The organism is Aquimarina sp. TRL1, from assembly GCF_013365535.1.
Classification (GTDB): domain Bacteria; phylum Bacteroidota; class Bacteroidia; order Flavobacteriales; family Flavobacteriaceae; genus Aquimarina; species Aquimarina hainanensis.
Window position 1 is genome coordinate 334,542 of sequence record NZ_CP053590.1, and the last position, 17,993, is coordinate 352,534.

10 protein-coding genes are annotated in these 17,993 nt (G+C 34.9%); 3 read left to right on the forward strand and 7 right to left on the reverse strand.

Annotated elements, in window-relative coordinates; translation table 11 throughout:
• The first annotated feature begins 58 nt into the window (after positions 1–58).
• A complete protein-coding gene (locus HN014_RS01390) occupies positions 59–517 on the forward strand; it encodes a RidA family protein (protein ID WP_176027123.1) in 459 nt (152 codons plus the stop codon).
• A gap of 73 nt (positions 518–590) precedes the next feature.
• Here HN014_RS01390 and HN014_RS01395 read toward each other — a convergent pair whose 3' ends face one another.
• On the reverse strand, positions 591–1,322 hold the full coding sequence (locus HN014_RS01395) for a hypothetical protein (protein ID WP_176027124.1): 732 nt from the start codon (positions 1,320–1,322) through the stop codon (positions 591–593).
• Positions 1,323–1,792: 470 nt separating this feature from the next.
• Entirely contained in the window at positions 1,793–2,590 is a 798-nt protein-coding gene (locus HN014_RS01400; RefSeq protein ID WP_176027125.1) for a helix-turn-helix domain-containing protein, read from the reverse strand.
• A 184-nt stretch (positions 2,591–2,774) separates the two neighbouring features.
• On the opposite strand from HN014_RS01400, the gene HN014_RS01405 reads away from it, so the two are divergent.
• Positions 2,775–3,347 (forward strand): YceI family protein, encoded by a 573-nt coding sequence (locus HN014_RS01405; protein ID WP_176027126.1) that lies wholly within the window; start codon positions 2,775–2,777, stop codon positions 3,345–3,347.
• 52 nt (positions 3,348–3,399) lie between these two features.
• On the opposite strand, the gene HN014_RS01410 is transcribed toward HN014_RS01405, so the two are convergent.
• The 3 genes from HN014_RS01410 to HN014_RS01420 form a co-directional block, all read right to left on the reverse strand.
• Positions 3,400–5,361, reverse strand: a complete 1,962-nt coding sequence (locus HN014_RS01410; protein WP_176027127.1) for an alkyl/aryl-sulfatase — start codon at positions 5,359–5,361, stop codon at positions 3,400–3,402.
• A 914-nt stretch (positions 5,362–6,275) separates the two neighbouring features.
• A complete protein-coding gene (locus tag HN014_RS01415; RefSeq protein ID WP_176027128.1) occupies positions 6,276–7,316 on the reverse strand; it encodes a hypothetical protein in 1,041 nt (346 codons plus the stop codon).
• A 12-nt stretch (positions 7,317–7,328) separates the two neighbouring features.
• Positions 7,329–7,736: a hypothetical protein gene (locus HN014_RS01420; protein WP_176027129.1), complete on the reverse strand. Its 408-nt coding sequence runs from the start codon at positions 7,734–7,736 to the stop codon at positions 7,329–7,331.
• Positions 7,737–7,933: 197 nt separating this feature from the next.
• On the opposite strand from HN014_RS01420, the gene HN014_RS01425 reads away from it, so the two are divergent.
• Positions 7,934–8,617: a GNAT family N-acetyltransferase gene (locus tag HN014_RS01425; protein WP_176027130.1), complete on the forward strand. Its 684-nt coding sequence runs from the start codon at positions 7,934–7,936 to the stop codon at positions 8,615–8,617.
• A gap of 56 nt (positions 8,618–8,673) precedes the next feature.
• Here HN014_RS01425 and HN014_RS01430 read toward each other — a convergent pair whose 3' ends face one another.
• Entirely contained in the window at positions 8,674–12,747 is a 4,074-nt protein-coding gene (locus HN014_RS01430) for a CUB domain-containing protein (RefSeq protein ID WP_176027131.1), read from the reverse strand.
• A gap of 880 nt (positions 12,748–13,627) precedes the next feature.
• Positions 13,628–17,371: a fibronectin type III domain-containing protein gene (locus tag HN014_RS01435; protein WP_176027132.1), complete on the reverse strand. Its 3,744-nt coding sequence runs from the start codon at positions 17,369–17,371 to the stop codon at positions 13,628–13,630.
• Positions 17,372–17,993 lie beyond the last annotated feature (622 nt).

The window sequence follows — 17,993 nt, forward strand, 5'->3', positions numbered from 1 at the left end:
TCATTTACCAAAACAAGAGTCCCTTATAAATAAGCATAAAAACAGTACGAAAAAAATAATGACAGCACAGGATAATCTCAAAAAAATTGGAAAAGAACTACCAGATACACCCTCTCCCGGAGGAAGTTATGAATCTGTCAATATCAGGGGAAATATTGCTTATATAGCAATTCAATTTCCTATCTGGAACAAAGAATATACCTATCAAGGACGATTAGGAGAAGAGCTTTCTACTGAAGAAGGGTATAAAGCTATGGAAATGTGTGCCTTGAATGTACTATCGCAAGTAAAACAAAAAATTGGTTTTGATAAGCTTATAGGTCTTAATCATATAGATGCTTATTTCCAATCCGGAAAAAATTGGGATGAATCGCCTGAAGTAGTCAATGGCGCTTCTGATCTTTTTGTAAAAGTGTTAGAAGAAAAAGGGAAACACTCCCGAGCAATTTTTGGTGTTGAAAAATTGCCCAAAAATTTTAGTGTTGGATTGACAGCATCATTTACAATCCATATATAATCAGCACAATAGCCCCCATAAAAAAGCCTTCTCATAATACAGAGAAGGCTTTTCGTATTATTTAATCACTTTATCAAGCTTCCTGTAGGCTATGTTTCTTTTCTATAGCTCTGTCCACACTATTAGATGGGGATTTAATTAACAGACTGCTCATACTGGTGAAAGCGTTGAACTTTTTAAGCCAGGTAGCTCCATTTGCTCCCCATCCTGTATCCAGACTAAAGTCTAAAGTACGAGAATTATTCGGCGCCCCGGTAAGATCTATCAATGCCCCTGAAGACATTGCTCTTGTAATTACAGTTGCTGTTTCTACAATATTAGTAGAAAAAATCAGTGCAATTGTAGTTATTGGTGTAATAGACCTTGCAGAACCACTCCCTAAAATAGGGAACGCACATAAGATATTAGGCGTATTTTCTACAACCTGACTAATTCCTACTGTAAATTGCTGCGATGCTTTATTCAAAAAAGATATTGCCCCTTTCGGTCCACTACTCGACCCGTTTAAATTTCCTGCCGAGTCAATTGTTATTAAATCGTTTAAGTCTGCATTTATCGTATTACTAGCTGTGATGGTAACACTTTCTGAAACTTGTGAAGTAGAGTTATACCCTTGAAACTGCTCCTCCCAATGAATTACTGTATTCGTTAATAACTTATCCTTTTCTAATTTAAACCAAACTGTAGGTTCTCCTGAACCAGAAGCTTCTACTGACTTGAATCCATATAATGAATACCCTTGCGATTTTAGTGCAGCTACGGTCTCTGCACTCATTTGTATTGTGGTACTAAACTTTGTTGCCATTATTTTTCAAATTTTATTGTTCTGTTATATTTAGACTGCTATGGCTAAATAACACATAAGAGCCCCAGACCCTCTGGAGACTTTTTAAGCTATTTGACAGGGATAAAAAATAGTTTAGTAATCAAAAGGAATTAAAAGTAGCTACTCAATGAAATATTTCATTTTTTTTAATTACGAAGTTAAATTTAGAAAAATATTTTGTTACTACAGACCAGAAAAACCACAAAAAATAAAAATTAAAAACCTAAAAATCAACAACTTAAACAACAAACCATAAAATAAGATTTATGGTTATATCATGTACTTTTTCTGTTGATTTTACAAACAACCTGCTACATTACGAACATACTTAAAGAGCTTAACGATTAATCCAAAAAAGCACGAATAAAAGTAAACTCCCCTGTAGACATATAAGGTATTAATAAGGGAATTAATATATTTCTAAACCATCATCGGTTAGAAAATAATATTTAAAGCACCTCCAGTTTATAACCTACCCCATGAATATTTATAATATTCACAGAAGGGTCATCCTGTAATTTTTTTCGAAGGCGGGAAATAAAAGCATCCAGGCTTCTCCCAACAATGACCCCTTGATCTTCCCATACTTCTTTTACCAATACCTCTCTTTTAATCGTTTCATTTTGATGCTGACTAAACAACTGCATTAGCTCACGTTCTTTAGTCGTTAATGAAATGCGCCTTCCTTCCTTTTCTAAAAAGTTTTTATCCGGATAAAACGAGTACTTCCCTATTCGTATTTGTTCTGAAGCCTCATTATTTTTCCTGTTTTTTTTCTTAGCTACATATAAAAAACCAATTCCTGCAATACTGATCAAACAAAGAGAAGCCCATACAAGTACATTGTCCCCCCCTAAAACAGCTGTTTCTTCTATAAACAATATCCGAATTCTATAACAATTATACGGAAGTCTCCTTCCCAGACATGGAATAATGCTTTCCTCTTGCGACATCATTACCCGATAACTATACGAAACTTCTTTGTTACTACAATTGATTACTTCTACGATATAACGCTCTGGTAATTCTAATTTTTCAAAACTATGACGAATATTCGCCACCAGGGTATCAGGAACAATGGATATGTCTGCCTCAAAAGACAATTCATAGGTATGTTCATTAATCTGAATTATCGGACTTATCAATGAAATAGAATCTTTATCCGACAAGAGTAACTGATTCCCTACATCTCTTAATGCTACTTTTACTATTTCAGAAAAATATAATGGTTCTTTTGATCGCGCCATATACATACTTGTAAAAAAAACTAGTATGCCTCCCATAAATAGTATACGATATATAAGTTTCGATTTCACAAAATACTTTGTAAACAAGTTAATACGGGTAAAATTTACAATTTTTTGCACTTCTTTTACATTTTTTTTTCACCTTCCAACAACTCCTCTTTTAGCTTTACAAAAAACATATATCATGAAAAACACAATAATTGTATTCGTTCTTTTTTATAGTTCTTTATCCTCTTTTGCTCAGCAAAAACTTTTTATTGATGCTTCTCAAAGTACCCTTCACTGGTCCGCCACAGATGATCATCATAGAGGGAAACATAATGGAAAAATCTCATTTCAAAAAGGTCATGTAATAAAAAAAGATACACAGATTACTGAAGGCATGTTCGAAGTTGATTTATATTCAAAACTACAATCTTATACCTATGACAGTAAAACATGCATTCCTTTTTTTTCCAGGGCTTCTTTTGATATAAAAAAACACCCCGGAGCAATTTTACATATCCTTCACACAGCGTATACCGGTCCTTCTTCTTTTTCCTCTACTGGATATTTAACTATTAATGGCATACGGCAGCCCATCACCTTTTTATCAACCATTAAAAAAAAGGAGCTTTATGAGGTGATCACATCAAATTTGGTCATTGATCCTATGCTATGGAGTACTCAGAAGGTACCTCACCTTATCTCAGCATTATCATTCCCAAAATTGATAGAAATCTCCTTACAAATAACTGTAATCCCTGATGGATGTTAAAAGAAATAGAAAAAGAGTGTCTAAAAAGCCAGACACTCTTTTATAAAATTATTTAAGGTTCTACAATATGAAACCAAAATGTAAAGGTATCAAGCTTAGAAATAAAAGACATAAATGCCTCTTCATTTCCTGTTAGAATAACATCTCCGTTCCTTATCAACTCCTCAAAAGTTGTTTCTTTCATTACAATTCTATTTAAGTCTGCTCTCTTCATAGTTACAGTTGTAGTCACATCTTCTGTTATTAATGCCCCTATACGAGGAGTTACAACGCCATTCTGAACAATCAAAGAAACCTTTTCATTAACATCAATCAGGTTAACATTAAAATTATAATCAAAGTCAACTGCTTCCTGATCTGTCCCTATAAACCCCATTGCTAGATAATTAAAGAACAACTCATTAGTCATCCCACTAACCATATCTGGACTTGCAGTATTAGGAGTATCCCATTCTTTTACTCCATGACGTAATTCTTTAGCCCCTGACAAGTAGAAGTTTCTCCACGGACCTGACTCTGCCATATACCCTAACTGTTCATAAGTATCTGCCAATAACCTTCTAGCACTTTGATTATCAGGATCTGAAAACACCAAATGATTTACTACTTCGGCTACCCATCTGTAATCCCCTTCATCAAAAGATACTTTCGCTTTTTTTATCAAAGAATCAGCTCCTCCCATAAAAGCTACATATCGTTCTCCTACATCAGAAGGAGGTAATTTATGAAGGTTCGCTGGGTTCCCATCAAACCATCCAAAATACAATTGATACTGTGCCCTGACATCATGACTAACAGATCCATAGTATCCTCTATTATAAAACTGCTTATCTAATGAGTCTGGCAGATGTAACATTTCTGAGATCTCTAACGGGGTATATCCCTGATTAGCCAACCGTAACGTTTGATCATGTATATAACGATATAAATCTCTTTGGTTCTCCCATAGTTTATAAATTTCTTCATTCCCCCAAGTGGGCCAGTGATGTGAACCAAAAGAATATTTTACATCTTTTCCCCATTTATAAATTGCTCTATCGATATATTGACTCCACTTTTGTCCATTTCTCACTTTAGCCCCTCTCAAAGTATATAAATTATGTAACGTGTGATTGATGTCTTCTGATTGACAGAAAGCTTTTAACTCTTCAAAATAAAACATCATTTCTGCAGGAGCTTCTGATTCTGGGGTATAAATAAACTCAACTGTCAGTCCATCAATTGTATCTTTTACTCCTTCTACTGCATTAATAATTTCTGTACCATTTAATATTCCTGAAATACCTGTTGAAGTTGTTTGCCCTAAACCTGTACCTAAAGTTCCTTTTATATCCTTATAAAGGACATTCCCATACATATATGAAGCTCTTCTTCCCATTGCATTGCCACCCATCACGTTTTCACTTACCGCTTCTTCAAAAAAATCTTGAGGGACATAAATCGGTATTTTCCCATTGATTGTATCGCTTCCTTTCATCACCCCTCTAATACCTCCAAAATGATCTATGTGGCTATGGGTAATAATAACAGCTTTTACGGGCAAACTATCTACTTTTTCATTAGCAAGTTGCAACCCTGCTCTTGCTGTTTCTTCTGACAATAAAGGGTCTATAATAATCCATCCTGTTTTCCCTTTTACTAATGTCATGTTTGCCAAGTCAAATCCTCGTATTTGATAGATACTATCTGTCACCTTAAACAATCCGTTAAGACTATTTAGTTTACTTTGTCGCCACAAACTGGGATTAGCTGTTCCTGGAGCTTTTCCTTTTATGAAGTCGTATTGTTTCATATTATATACAACATTCCCTGAATCATTTACAATTTCCCCTGATTCTATCGTTCCCATAAATCCTTTAGTTGCATTTATAGAATCTGTTTTATCGGAAAAATTTAAATAGCTAAGGATTGAATCATTAGCAGCAATAGTATATGAAGAAGCCTCTTTCCTATTAATATCAAAAGAGAATTCTGATAAATTATTTTTAGTGTTGCAGCTCAAACATATACTCATTATAACGAGTATACAACATTTAAGAATCTTGTGTTTTTTCATTAGTTTTTTAGTTAAAATTGGTATAAATAAGTGTTTAAATCACTTGAGTAAGAGGTAATATATTTTTAGAAAATTTTTCTAAAAGCCCACACAATTAACTAATAAGCAATATTTTTTTATTTTTTTAAGTAGAAAGATTCCGCCAATAACTATATCATATTGACATATCCGTATAGAAATCCAGTTACAAATAGAACTCATGTAAAAAGTATCTTTCTCTTACTCCATAAATAGTAAGAGTTGACTTTTTTGAACAATTACGTCCTTTTATAACTAAAAGTATTTTAATTAAAAATAAAAAAGCAGTGGAGATATTTTGCCTAATACTTGTTAACTAATGTTAGCTTTTCCAATAATAAAAACAGTATAATAGTTTTATTATCACGAATGATCTAAAAATGTAAAGTACATGTTATTTTAAAACAAAGCTCAAATGAGAAAAAAAGAGTTTTTTATATATTTTTTAAACTCTAAAAGGCAATCATTTTTTAAGGCTGTGGTCATTATTATTAATTAGTTGGTTAATAATTAAAACGCTAAAGTACCTATTAATCCGGTGTCTAACAAAAGAGATAGCACAAGTTTTTTCCTACAAAAAACCAGAAAGTCAAAACGTTAATTCTAGTTATTAAACACTAATTACTTTTATAGGACAACTTTATCTTTTATTACGAACTAACATACCTTAAGCACATTTTGGTCCTAATAGTAAATAAATGGTTCTAGTGCAATAAATTTCAAACAACTAGTCTTCTGTGATATAATAATCTAGAGAGTCGTATATAAATTATTATAGAACAGTGTCAGGGTTCCTTTCTTTAGCTATAAAATTCAATCACAATTCATTAATATATTACCAACCATTTCTCTTATTAAAAATGAATTCCTAATTCGAAGGCAATACCATAGTCGAATGTATATACTTTAGAAGTTTGTACTCTTTGAAAGGCGCCAATACCAATTACAAGCCCCATATCTTTCCACGGAATTAACTTTACCCCTTGCTGCGTACGCACCCCCATTAAAAAACTTCCCTTTCGTTTACTTTCCTTTCTTTTTAATAATTCTATCCCTACTGGAAATTGCGCCCCTAACACTCCGTAAATCCCTGGAAACATTTTTACATACCCATGAAAACCAGGACTAAACACATAGGTATCGACATCGACATACCCCTTTCTTTCTTTTATGTTATTTATAGGTTTAGATTGCCCATATGACATCACAAAAGGGATTATAAACTCTTTATCATTATCTGAAAATCCGATATAACTAACTTCCCACCCCTGATAATATTTACTATATCGACGGGTATAGGTAAACAGATCATACCACCTTCCTAAGCGACTCATCACTGCTACATTTGAAAAAATCGCTGTTTTTTCTCCGTTTTTATGTGAGGTAAACTGTCTGATACAATACTCCAATGCTGCTCTAATTCTCTTCTCCTGGGTCTTAATAGCTTCTTCTTCTTTTCCTAAAGGGAAAATTTCTTCTTCATAATGTCGAAGATTATACACTTCTTTTAATCCCTTATCATCCCTTTCTTCTAAAAAAGACAGCTGTATCAACACTCTCGCTTTCAATGCTGAGGGAGAAATCTGTGCCTGTTGTACAGCTAACTTTTCAATCACAATACTGATTTCCTTGGTATTTGGAATATCTGGTAATGATACTACCAAGAAATCACGAATTGCTTTTGCTGCATCCGGAGCCAAGCGAAAGCTTCTTTTCTGATACATTACATCTTTAAACCTTCCTAAATATTTTTCTTGTCGTTTGTCTATGACCTCCTTTATATGAAAAGTCTGAGGTGTTCCCCACTGAATGGGAACCATTTGTAAAACAACATCTTCCTGAGCGACTGTTTGTATTACAAAAAACAGAAACACTCCTAATTGCATCCATCTCATAACAAACTCTACTTATTCCTCGCCTACAGAAGCACTATAATGAACTTCTATCGCTCTTAGCTCATCGATATCAAATTGTAGAACCAAGTTCTTTGAAGTAATCGAAATGATATGTGCTTTGAGCTTTTCTCCTTTGCTATTCTGCATTTCTATATAACTCCCATTGGTATTAAACAACCAGGTTCCACGATCTATTTCTTCTTCTGACATGGAAATAAATTTCATATCTGTTCCTAAATTGAGGTAGTCTTTTTTTTCCTTTTTAGAAGGAGGGTATTTTTCATTTCCAATCTTGTAATATGCCAATTCCCATTGTTCAAATAAGCATTGTTCTTTTCCTGCTAATTGAGCAGCTAGATAGTTTACAGAAAAAACTAATACTAATAAAAGGTATACACTTTTGTTTGGTTTACGTATCATCTGGTTTTTATTTTTTACCAAAAATAATTTACCTTCTCTAGGAGGTGTTTGTCCATTTGAGACAAAAGAGCAACCTTTTCTTTTTTCTTTTTATATTGATATGGTAAAAGTGGTTGTTTTTTTATCTTTTTGAATGCTCGAGGTCCACTTCGAATATAGATTTCATATTATTGTATTTGGATTCTAATAAATCGGACATGGACATTAATTACACACCTCTGGACAATCCAGTATGGTATTCTCTACAACAGACACATCATGAGCTAGGTGTTTTTTATAAAGACATTGCATTCTATCATCCTGATTTCTGTCCTTTTGGAGGTGTTTTTAAACCTTCGGAAATGATAACTGCACTTAGTGAGTACAGCAAACATACTACTGATTTCTATGTAGTCGGAACTTCTCCCAGTTGTCCGCCTCATCTCACAGTCTGCAAAGAACTTATTTGCAATCAAATGGTATTAGACTCTCCTATTCCCATAATACATACTCATACTACTACTGCCCTTGGAACCGAACATCATCAAGATCTTTTTGATTTGGTCAATACTGTACAACCGGGATATTTTAAAAAGTATACATGTCGTATGGGACAGTATTATGGAATCTATATTGATAATATATTGGTAGCTGTTACTGGAGAACGTATGAAAATGAATCAATTTACAGAAGTTAGCGCCGTAGTTACTCATCCTGATCATACAGGAAATGGATACGCCAAACAATTGGTTGCAAAAACTGCGAACGCTATTTTTGCTCAAAATAAGATCCCTTATCTTCATGTAGCTTCTACCAACATCGGGGCCATCCGTTTATATGAAAAGCTGGGATTCAGGACAAGGAGACAGATCAGTTTTTGGCAATTATCCCTTACACATTAAAAAAAGGGATCGAATTCGATCCCTCTTCTTTACAAAACTATTAAAATTACCATTGCTTATTTTTTGACAAACTGTCTCATTATGGTCGTCTTTCCTTCGGTTTGCAATTGTAGAATATAAACTCCATTTTGCAACCCTTGTACATCAATTGCTTTCGTTTGCAGCTTTCCTTGTTTTGAAACCTGTCCTAATAGATTCATTACTTTGTAATTCATATTCTCTATTCCAGTTCCTCCGATATGGAGTACTCCACCCTGTACCGGATTCGGGTATACAGTTACCTCAATGGTTTCTTTTTTAACACCATCTGCCAATAACTCTTTGCCAAGTTCTTCTGTAGTAGCAATATTATTATTAGCTGTTGTAGCCAATCGAAGATTATCAACAGCCATATCTCCCTGCCATGAGTTTCCGGAAGTTCCTACAAAACGCAATTGTACTGAATTTCCTGCATAAGCATTAAGGTTGACATTGGCGTTGTTCCATACATTTCCTTGATTTCCTGCTTGATTCCAAACAGATGCCCAGGTAACTCCATTATCACTACTAGCTTCTAATCTCAAGGATCCCACTGCATTTCCTGTCATATGATATGTAAATGTAAAAGTGGCTGTTCCTTGATTTCTTAAATCAAAACATGGCGAGTTCAGAATTGTAGTACGATTCGGATTATTTGGACTAGATGTTTCTACATACACATAAAATCTTCCTTCTTGTGCACTGGAAGGTCCTGTGTTATTAGAAAACGTTCTTCCTTGTTGGTGTGTCCAATCAAAATCATCACCAGCTGCCTGAGTCCAAGCTCCAAACCCAGCTTCAAAACCTTCAGAATAAGGAAAAACATTGATTCCGTTTGCACATCCTTCATTATTATTCCCCTGATCATTAGCTTCATAGCGAGCTGACCATCCAGAAGCTGTAATAATCTCATCAGATGTAAATTGTACATACATTGCATTTCCTGTAGAAGTTATCGCTGCAGGAATTGTTCTTCCTGAAAAACGCCCTAACTGAGGTGCTGCTGTATTTTCTCCATCATATATTGTTACGAAATCATAATTAGCCTCCGTATTAAACGCATCAAAACGAAGGGTTACTGTACCTCCATTTTCTGGTCTAATCAACCAGCTACAATTTCTATTTGTTGGATAATCCTGATTTCCACTACCATCTGTAAACGCCCCATTAATTGCTGTAAGTACAGCTCCTCCATTACATGGATCTGCTGCCACCACCTGAGTTCGCACATTGATAACATTACTATCAGCTGAGGTATTTCCTGCTGCATCTCTAGCCACCACTTTAAAACTATATATTGTATTTGCCGTGAGTCCATTAATTGTTTCACTAGTTGCTGCTACTGTCGCAACTACAACATCATCTCGATAGATATCATAAGCTGTTACTCCTACATTATCATTCGACGCACCCCAATTCAACTCCAAAGAAGTTTCCTGAACATTCGACGCAACAAGATTCGTAGGCGCTGTAGGCGATTCATTATCAACCACTCCATTAGCCGTAAAACTTCCTGTAAAAACTCCTCTACCGTAAGTAGAAGCTATTACAATATTATTATTATCATCTCCATCAATTGCCCAATAATCAAACGATGTCACACTAACATCACTCATCCCGTTATAGGACTGTCGCCATACAGGATTTGCATTATCAAAATTATTCGACATCCACACTCCTAATTGTGTCGCCACGATTACTTCTGTTCTATCTAATGGATTCTGTAGAATATCTCGTACTGGAATATCCGGTAAATTCCCCTCTTTACTTACCCAGTTAACTCCTGCATCTGATGAGTACCATATACTGGTTACTCCATAATTATGAATTGTCACTAACAGATCATTTGCAGTTGCTCCTAATCTCACAGAAGATACTGATCCTACAAAAGGAGTATTGATTTCTGCCCAATTCGCAGCACCTACTCCAACATTGGTTAAACGGAATAATTTTCCATCGGCTGCTCCTACATACCAGGTGTTATTCGCAAAAGTAGATGCTACAAATGCTGTTGGCTTAGCCGTTAACATCTGATTATCTATATTTCCATTTCTATTATTAGCAACATCAATAGTCTTTATTGAGGTATGATTCACATTGTTAGCTCTAACTGTCGCATTTGACAAGATGAAATTAGCATCGCTATCATACCCCATCTGATTCACGAAATCTCCTGTAGCTTCTCTTAATATCTCCTCTCCTCCTCCTTGTTCTTGTCCTACTCCATCCCAGGGAAGGTTAAATCGATAAATATTATTATTGGTATATGTGGCTGTCATGTATTGTCCGTCTTTATCTACAAAGGTGTAAAATCCATCCCCTCCTGATAATTGTTCAGATCCATTAATTCCGGCGACTGCATTTCTAAATGCCTGAGAACCGTTATCCTGTGATCCTGCTGTAAATATCCCATTTTGGTCTCTAGCTCCATTCGGTCCAATACCGGCTTTTACATACTGAGTAACATTATAGTTATTTACACGCTTCCCAATCGCATTAGCATTATTATTTGCCGTTGATAAACTGGATGCATAATATACTCCTCCATCATTTCCGAATATAGCTTGATTAGCATTTCCGGGTCTAAACACCATTGCGTGCTGATCGGCATGCACTAAAGGAGTTCTCAGTTGTGCCAACCCGCTATTGTTAGACCATTTAGATATTTGTGTCCAGTTATTTCCTCCATTGGCAGAACGGAATAAATCAATCCCCCCTACATATACAATATCATCATTGGTAGGATCTGCCTCAATCATCAAATCATAAAATGCCTGACCTCGAGTAAAATCATTGGCCGGAATTCCATCATACCCAATTCTAGGAATTGCACGATCGTGATCTACAGGAAGTGCTGTTGCTACTGGATTGGTTGCAAAACCATCCGTTGTTCTATAAATATGAACAGGTTCTATTACATTGTTATTTTCATCTGTTAAGACTCCCTGAGTAAGTGCATATATTTTATTTGCATCGGTAGCTGAGGTTTCTATCTCAACTCGATTCGAATCTCTCAGAGGAGAAGCAGCTGCTTCTACCCATGCAGTTCCGTTTACACTACTAAATACACGACCTCCTCCTTCTCCCATAGGAGAGTTGATCGTTCCCATCCATAATCGATTATCAGATCCTATCTCAAAATCATTCGGGACATAATAGTAGTTATTGTTACTCCACTGGTATCGCATATTAGCAGATTCAATTCGATTCCAGGTCACTCCTCCATCAATAGAATGATACATCCCAGCCGATTGAATTCCAAGCCAGTTATTAGGTCCCGAAGCTGCTCCGTATATATGCGCTCCTACTCCTACAAATAATTCTGTTCGATTCTCAGTAGTATTCTCCCAGGCTATAATATCATTTACATAATAAATCCCTGAAAGAAACAAATTGGTGGGATTTGCCTGAAGATCTCCTCCTCCTGCCGGAGGAATATTTACCGCTTGCCAATTATTCCCTCCGTTATTAGATCTATACACTCCAGTACCAACTACATCACCTGCTGTATATTGTTCTCCTGTACCGACATACCATATATTAGAGTTCCTTGGGTCTACTGTAATAGAAGTGACTGATAAGTTACCCGGTACATTCTGAACTCTTGTCCATTGCGAAGCTGCTGAGGTAATATCATTATTAACCCATAATCCTCCACTTACTCCTCCTGCAAATACCCTTCTGTTAGTTTGGTCATTAGGATCGAATAAGATAGCACGGGTTCTTCCCCCAACATCATTGGGACCTCTTTCTTCCCAGGCATTTGCATTATTTTCTCCCGGGGCTCTTTTTACATTCCTCGACTTTAATTGTTTTTGAACGTCGTAAAGCTTTTCTGGTTCTGTACGCCCAGTCATAGGATTAATCGTCAATTCCCACATCTGTTCGAAGTATTTATTTGGGGGAATACCTCTTTTTTTTCGTGCTTTTTTAGTAAGACTTAAGGTTTCTTTAAAAGGACTGTTTTCTAAAAAACGTAGATGTTTATCTCTTACATCTTGTAAGGACTTTTCTTTTTTTGGCGCATCTGTTGCATGATATAAATACAGTACAGATGATAAAAATACGACACAAAAAAACAGCACCCCTCTTTTTAAAAAGGTAGTTTTCATATATAAGTTGAGTTTTAGTGTTAAGCCACAAATATATAAAAATTATATTATTGTTATTTTTTTGTGCAAAAAATAAAAAAATCAATAATAAAAATCATTTTTTTACTTACAAAAATCAACAAATCACATTAACTCATATAATAAACCAAACCTCCATAACTTTCAGTATGTTAGGATCATTGTAGCAACTTTTACTAATGCAACAAAGTATATATTAGAACTTTACCCCCCTCTTTTTTTCATACAAACAACCATAACACCCATTTTGAAAACAAAAAGAATCCTATTATAGAAATGTTAAAAAAATAATTTTTATTAACTTATATTTAACTTTTGTTTTTGTAGTACAAAAATTATCTCCTGAAAGACTCTTACAGTCGTTCAACTATATTTTTTACATAATTAAAACATGTAAGATTTTTCTTTAATTTCTTTTTACTATATTTCTTTACCCAAAATCTCACTTCTTTTTACTCAAAAAAAATATTCCTGCTATTTAATTTTAAAACAATACAATTTTTATTTTTTTTCTTTTAGATGATTCTATTTAGTTAATTTTTGTTTTACATAATTCTTTCTTTTAAATCACCTTAATTAACTTCTATCATTATTAAAAATGCATAAAAAACGAAGCGTCTCCCCTCACTATACTCCCCTACTCCCCCTCTAACTTAAAACATGTCAATTATACCTATTGAATGTTTTTTAATCACAACGATTTCTTCAGACACCTGACTGTATTTCTATTTTTTTGATGCACTTCCCGAACCATAAGCTATTCTTCCACTAAAAAATCAAGCGTTCCTCACCTTCACTTATACCTAAGAATAAAAAAGCGCCTTTTTTAAGGCGCTTTTTTGTTTTTTATATGGCTAGATTATTAATGTTTCAAGAAACGTTTTATATAATTATTCTTTCCTGATGTTATTTTTAACACATACATTCCGTTCTCCATAGCTCCTACATCTATTTTCTTAGCCTTTTCTCCTCTCATAATAACTTTTCCTGTTACATCAAATATTTGATATGACGACAAGTTCAATACAGTTTCCGGCAGGGAGATGGACAATATATCAGAAAATGGTTCTTGATAAATTACCAGCTCTATAGCCGATGGAGGGGATGATGCCAGAGAGGTTAGCTTCTTACTTCCATTACATGGTCCTAAATTATCCCATCTATTCCAATTATTTTTTCGAAACAAGAAACCTTGAAACACTACTTTATCTCCTGGTCGATATATCACACCTGACCTCCATGACGCTACTCCTTCGCAAATTCCTCCTCCTGTAGTTTTCTTGGTTGTAAATGTTATTACATCTGAATACGGAGCATCTGTTTCTTGCTGATTCCCTGCTGTACCACATTTCCCTATACTATCCCAACGATTCAAACTATTTTTCTGATACAAAACATTGTCATACACCACCTTATCTCCTGGCTGATAATTTACTCCTGATCTCCATGGCGCTACTCCATCACAGATATCTCCAGTAGTTCCTTTACAGGTATATTTTATACGTAGCTGATATGCTGTTTCCGACTTAAGATTTTTTAATTCTAACGTATTTGATGTTGCTTCAACTACCGCATAACCACTATCAGAAGTCTTTTTATACTCTACAGTATAAGGAGCAGCTCCAGCTGTAGCATCCCAATTAATTATAGCTGACACGTCTTTTATATCAGTAGCTGTAACCCCTGTTACTTTCTGACAATCACTTCCTGTTCCTCCTAATGTTTTAACAGAAACGATATTAGAAAATGCGGAATGGTTTCCTGCTGCATCTTTTGCTCTGACTTTAAATCGATATGCAGTATTTGCCGTGAGTCCATTAATTGTTTCACTAGTTGCTGCTACTGTCGCAACTACAACATCATCTCGATAGATATCATAAGCTGTTACTCCTACATTATCATTCGACGCACCCCAATTCAACTCCAAAGAAGTTTCCTGAACATTCGACGCAACAAGATTCGTAGGCGCTGTAGGCGATTCATTATCAACCACTCCATTAGCCGTAAAACTTCCTGTAAAAACTCCTCTACCGTAAGTAGAAGCTATTACAATATTATTATCATCATCTCCATCAATTGCCCAATAATCAAACGATGTCACACTAACATCACTCATCCCGTTATAGGACTGTCGCCATACAGGATTTGCATTATCAAAATTATTCGACATCCACACTCCTAATTGTGTCGCCACGATTACTTCTGTTCTATCTAATGGATTCTGTAGAATATCTCGTACTGGAATATCCGGTAAATTCCCCTCTTTACTTACCCAGTTAACTCCTGCATCTGATGAGTACCATATACTGGTTACTCCATAATTATGAATTGTCACTAGCAGATCATTTGCAGTTGCTCCTAATCTCACAGAAGATACTGATCCTACAAAAGGAGTATTGATTTCTGCCCAATTCGCAGCACCTACTCCAACATTGGTTAAACGGAATAATTTTCCATCGGCTGCTCCTACATACCAGGTGTTATTCGCAAAAGTAGATGCTACAAATGCTGTTGGCTTAGCCGTTAGCATCTGATTATCTATATTTCCGTTTCTATTATTAGCAACATCAATAGTCTTTATTGAGGTATTTCCACCCCTTTTTGAGGCATTTGACAAGATGAAATTAGCATCGTTATCATACCCCATCTGATTCACAAAATCTCCTGTACCTTCACTTAATATTGCTTCTCCCCCTCCTGCTTGTTGTCCTTTTCCATCCCAGGGAAGTTTATATCTATGAATATTATTAAAAACATAGGTACTAATCATATATTCTCCATCTTTATCAACAAAAGTATAAAACCCATCCCCTCCTGATAATTGTTCAGACCCATTAATTCCGGCGACTGCATTTCTAAATGCCTGGGAACCGTTATCCTGTGATCCTGCTGTAAATATTCCATTTTGGTCTCTAGCTCCATTCGGTCCGATACCGGCTTTTACATACTGAGTAACATTATAGTTATTTACACGCTTACTGATCACATCGGAGTCCCCTGCTCTTGCTAAATCAGACGCATAATACACTCCACCGTCATTTCCAAATATAGCCTGATTAGTATTCCCGGGTCTAAACACCATTGCATGCTGATCGGCATGCACTAAAGAAGCTCTTAATTGCGCCAACCCACTATTGTTAGACCATTTAGATATTTGTGTCCAGTTATTTCCTCCATTGGCAGAACGGAATAAATCAATCCCCCCTACATATACAACATTATCATTGGTAGGATCTGCCTCAATCATCAAATCATAAAATGCCTGACCCCGAGTAAAATCATTAGCCGGAATTCCATCATACCCAATTATAGGAATTGCACGATCATGATCTACAGGAAGTGCTGTTGCTACCGGATTGGTTGCAAAACCATCTGTTGTTCTATAAATATGAACAGGTTCTATCACATTGTTATTTCCATCTCTTAAAACCCCTTGCGTAAGCGCATATATTTTATTCGGATCTGTAGCAGATGGCTCTAGCTCTACCCGATTTGAATCTCCCAGAGGAGAAGCAGCTGCTTCTACCCAGGTAGCTCCGTTTACACTACTAAACACACGACCTCCACCTATATTATCGAATTTCACAAAATTAATTGTCCCCATCCACAAACGATTATCGGCTCCAATTTCAAAATCATTCGGAATATAGTAATAGGTATTGTTATCCTGCTGGTATCGCATATTTGCTGATTCAATCCGGTTCCAAGTAGCTCCTCCATCAATAGAATGATACATCCCGGCAGATTGAACTCCTAGCCAATTTCTAGGTTCATTAGAAGGAAGATATATATTCGCCCCTACTCCTACAAATAATTCTGTTCGGTTCTCAGTAGTATTCTCCCAGGCTATAATATCATTTACAAAATAAATCCCAGATAGAAATAGATTGGTTTCATCTACCTGAAGGTCTCCTCCTCCTGCCGGAGGAATATTCACTATCTGCCAATTATTCCCTCCATCAACAGATCTATAGACACCAGTACCGACTACATCTCCAAAAGTATATTGTTCCCCAGTACCAATATACCATATATTAGAATTTCTAGGATCTACTGTAATAGAAGTAACCGATAAATTACCCGGCACATTCTGAACTCTTGTCCATTGCGAAGCTGCAGAAGTTATATCATTATTAACCCATAATCCTCCACTTACTCCTCCTGCAAATACCCTTCTGTTAGTTTGATCATTAGGATCAAATAAGATAGCACGGGTTCTTCCTCCAACATCATTGGGACCTCTTTCTTTCCAGGCATTTGCATTATTTTCTCCCGGGGCTCTCTTTACATTCCTCGACTTTAATTGTTTTTGAACTTTAAATATCTTTTCTGGTTCTGTACGCCCTGTTTTAGGGTTCATCGTTAATTCCCACATCTGCTCAAAGTATTTATTTGGGGGAATACCACGTTTTTTACGTGCTTTTTTAGTAAGTAGTAAAGATTCTTTAAAAGGACTGTTTTCTAAAAAATAAAGATGCTGATCTCTTAACTCTTGTAATCCTTCTTCATTTTTTTTTGTATCTGAATCGTGATACAAATACAGTACAGATGATAAAAATACTATACAAATAGATAGTATTCCTTTTCTTAAAAAGGTAGTTTTCATATATAAATTGAGTTTAGCGTTAAAGCACAAATATATATAAAATTATATTATTCTTAATTTTAAACATCAAAAATAAAGAATATATCAAAAAAATACCTTTTTTATTAACAAAAACAAACTAATTCTATTTTACCTTCTTTTTCATAAAAGCAACACAAATCATGTTAGCTTATTAATAATATATTACATAATATTAATGCAACAAAGTATATTTAGTGTTTAAAAGTTTTTTATTGTATACAAATAACCATTATATTTTCTTTTTCGAAAAACGTTTCTTTTTTATGATAAATGTTAAATAAATATGATTTATTTAACTAAATTTTAACATTTATATTTTTAATCTATAATGTTTTATTTTTTTGCATTATAAATCATCTGCCAGCAAAGCTCATCAAAATAAATATGTAAGATTTTTCTTTATTAAATATCATTTCATTTTTTTTAAGAATCTTACCTTTTTATTACGTGAAGTAATTATAATAATATTGTTGTTGTTTTTAATAAGACAACATTTTCATTTCTTTGGCAACAACTATACACTTCATACTACCAATTTCTATATAATGCTTTTCCTTTTTTCCCTTTAAAAAATTCTAAAAACATGATGTTGTTAGTTATA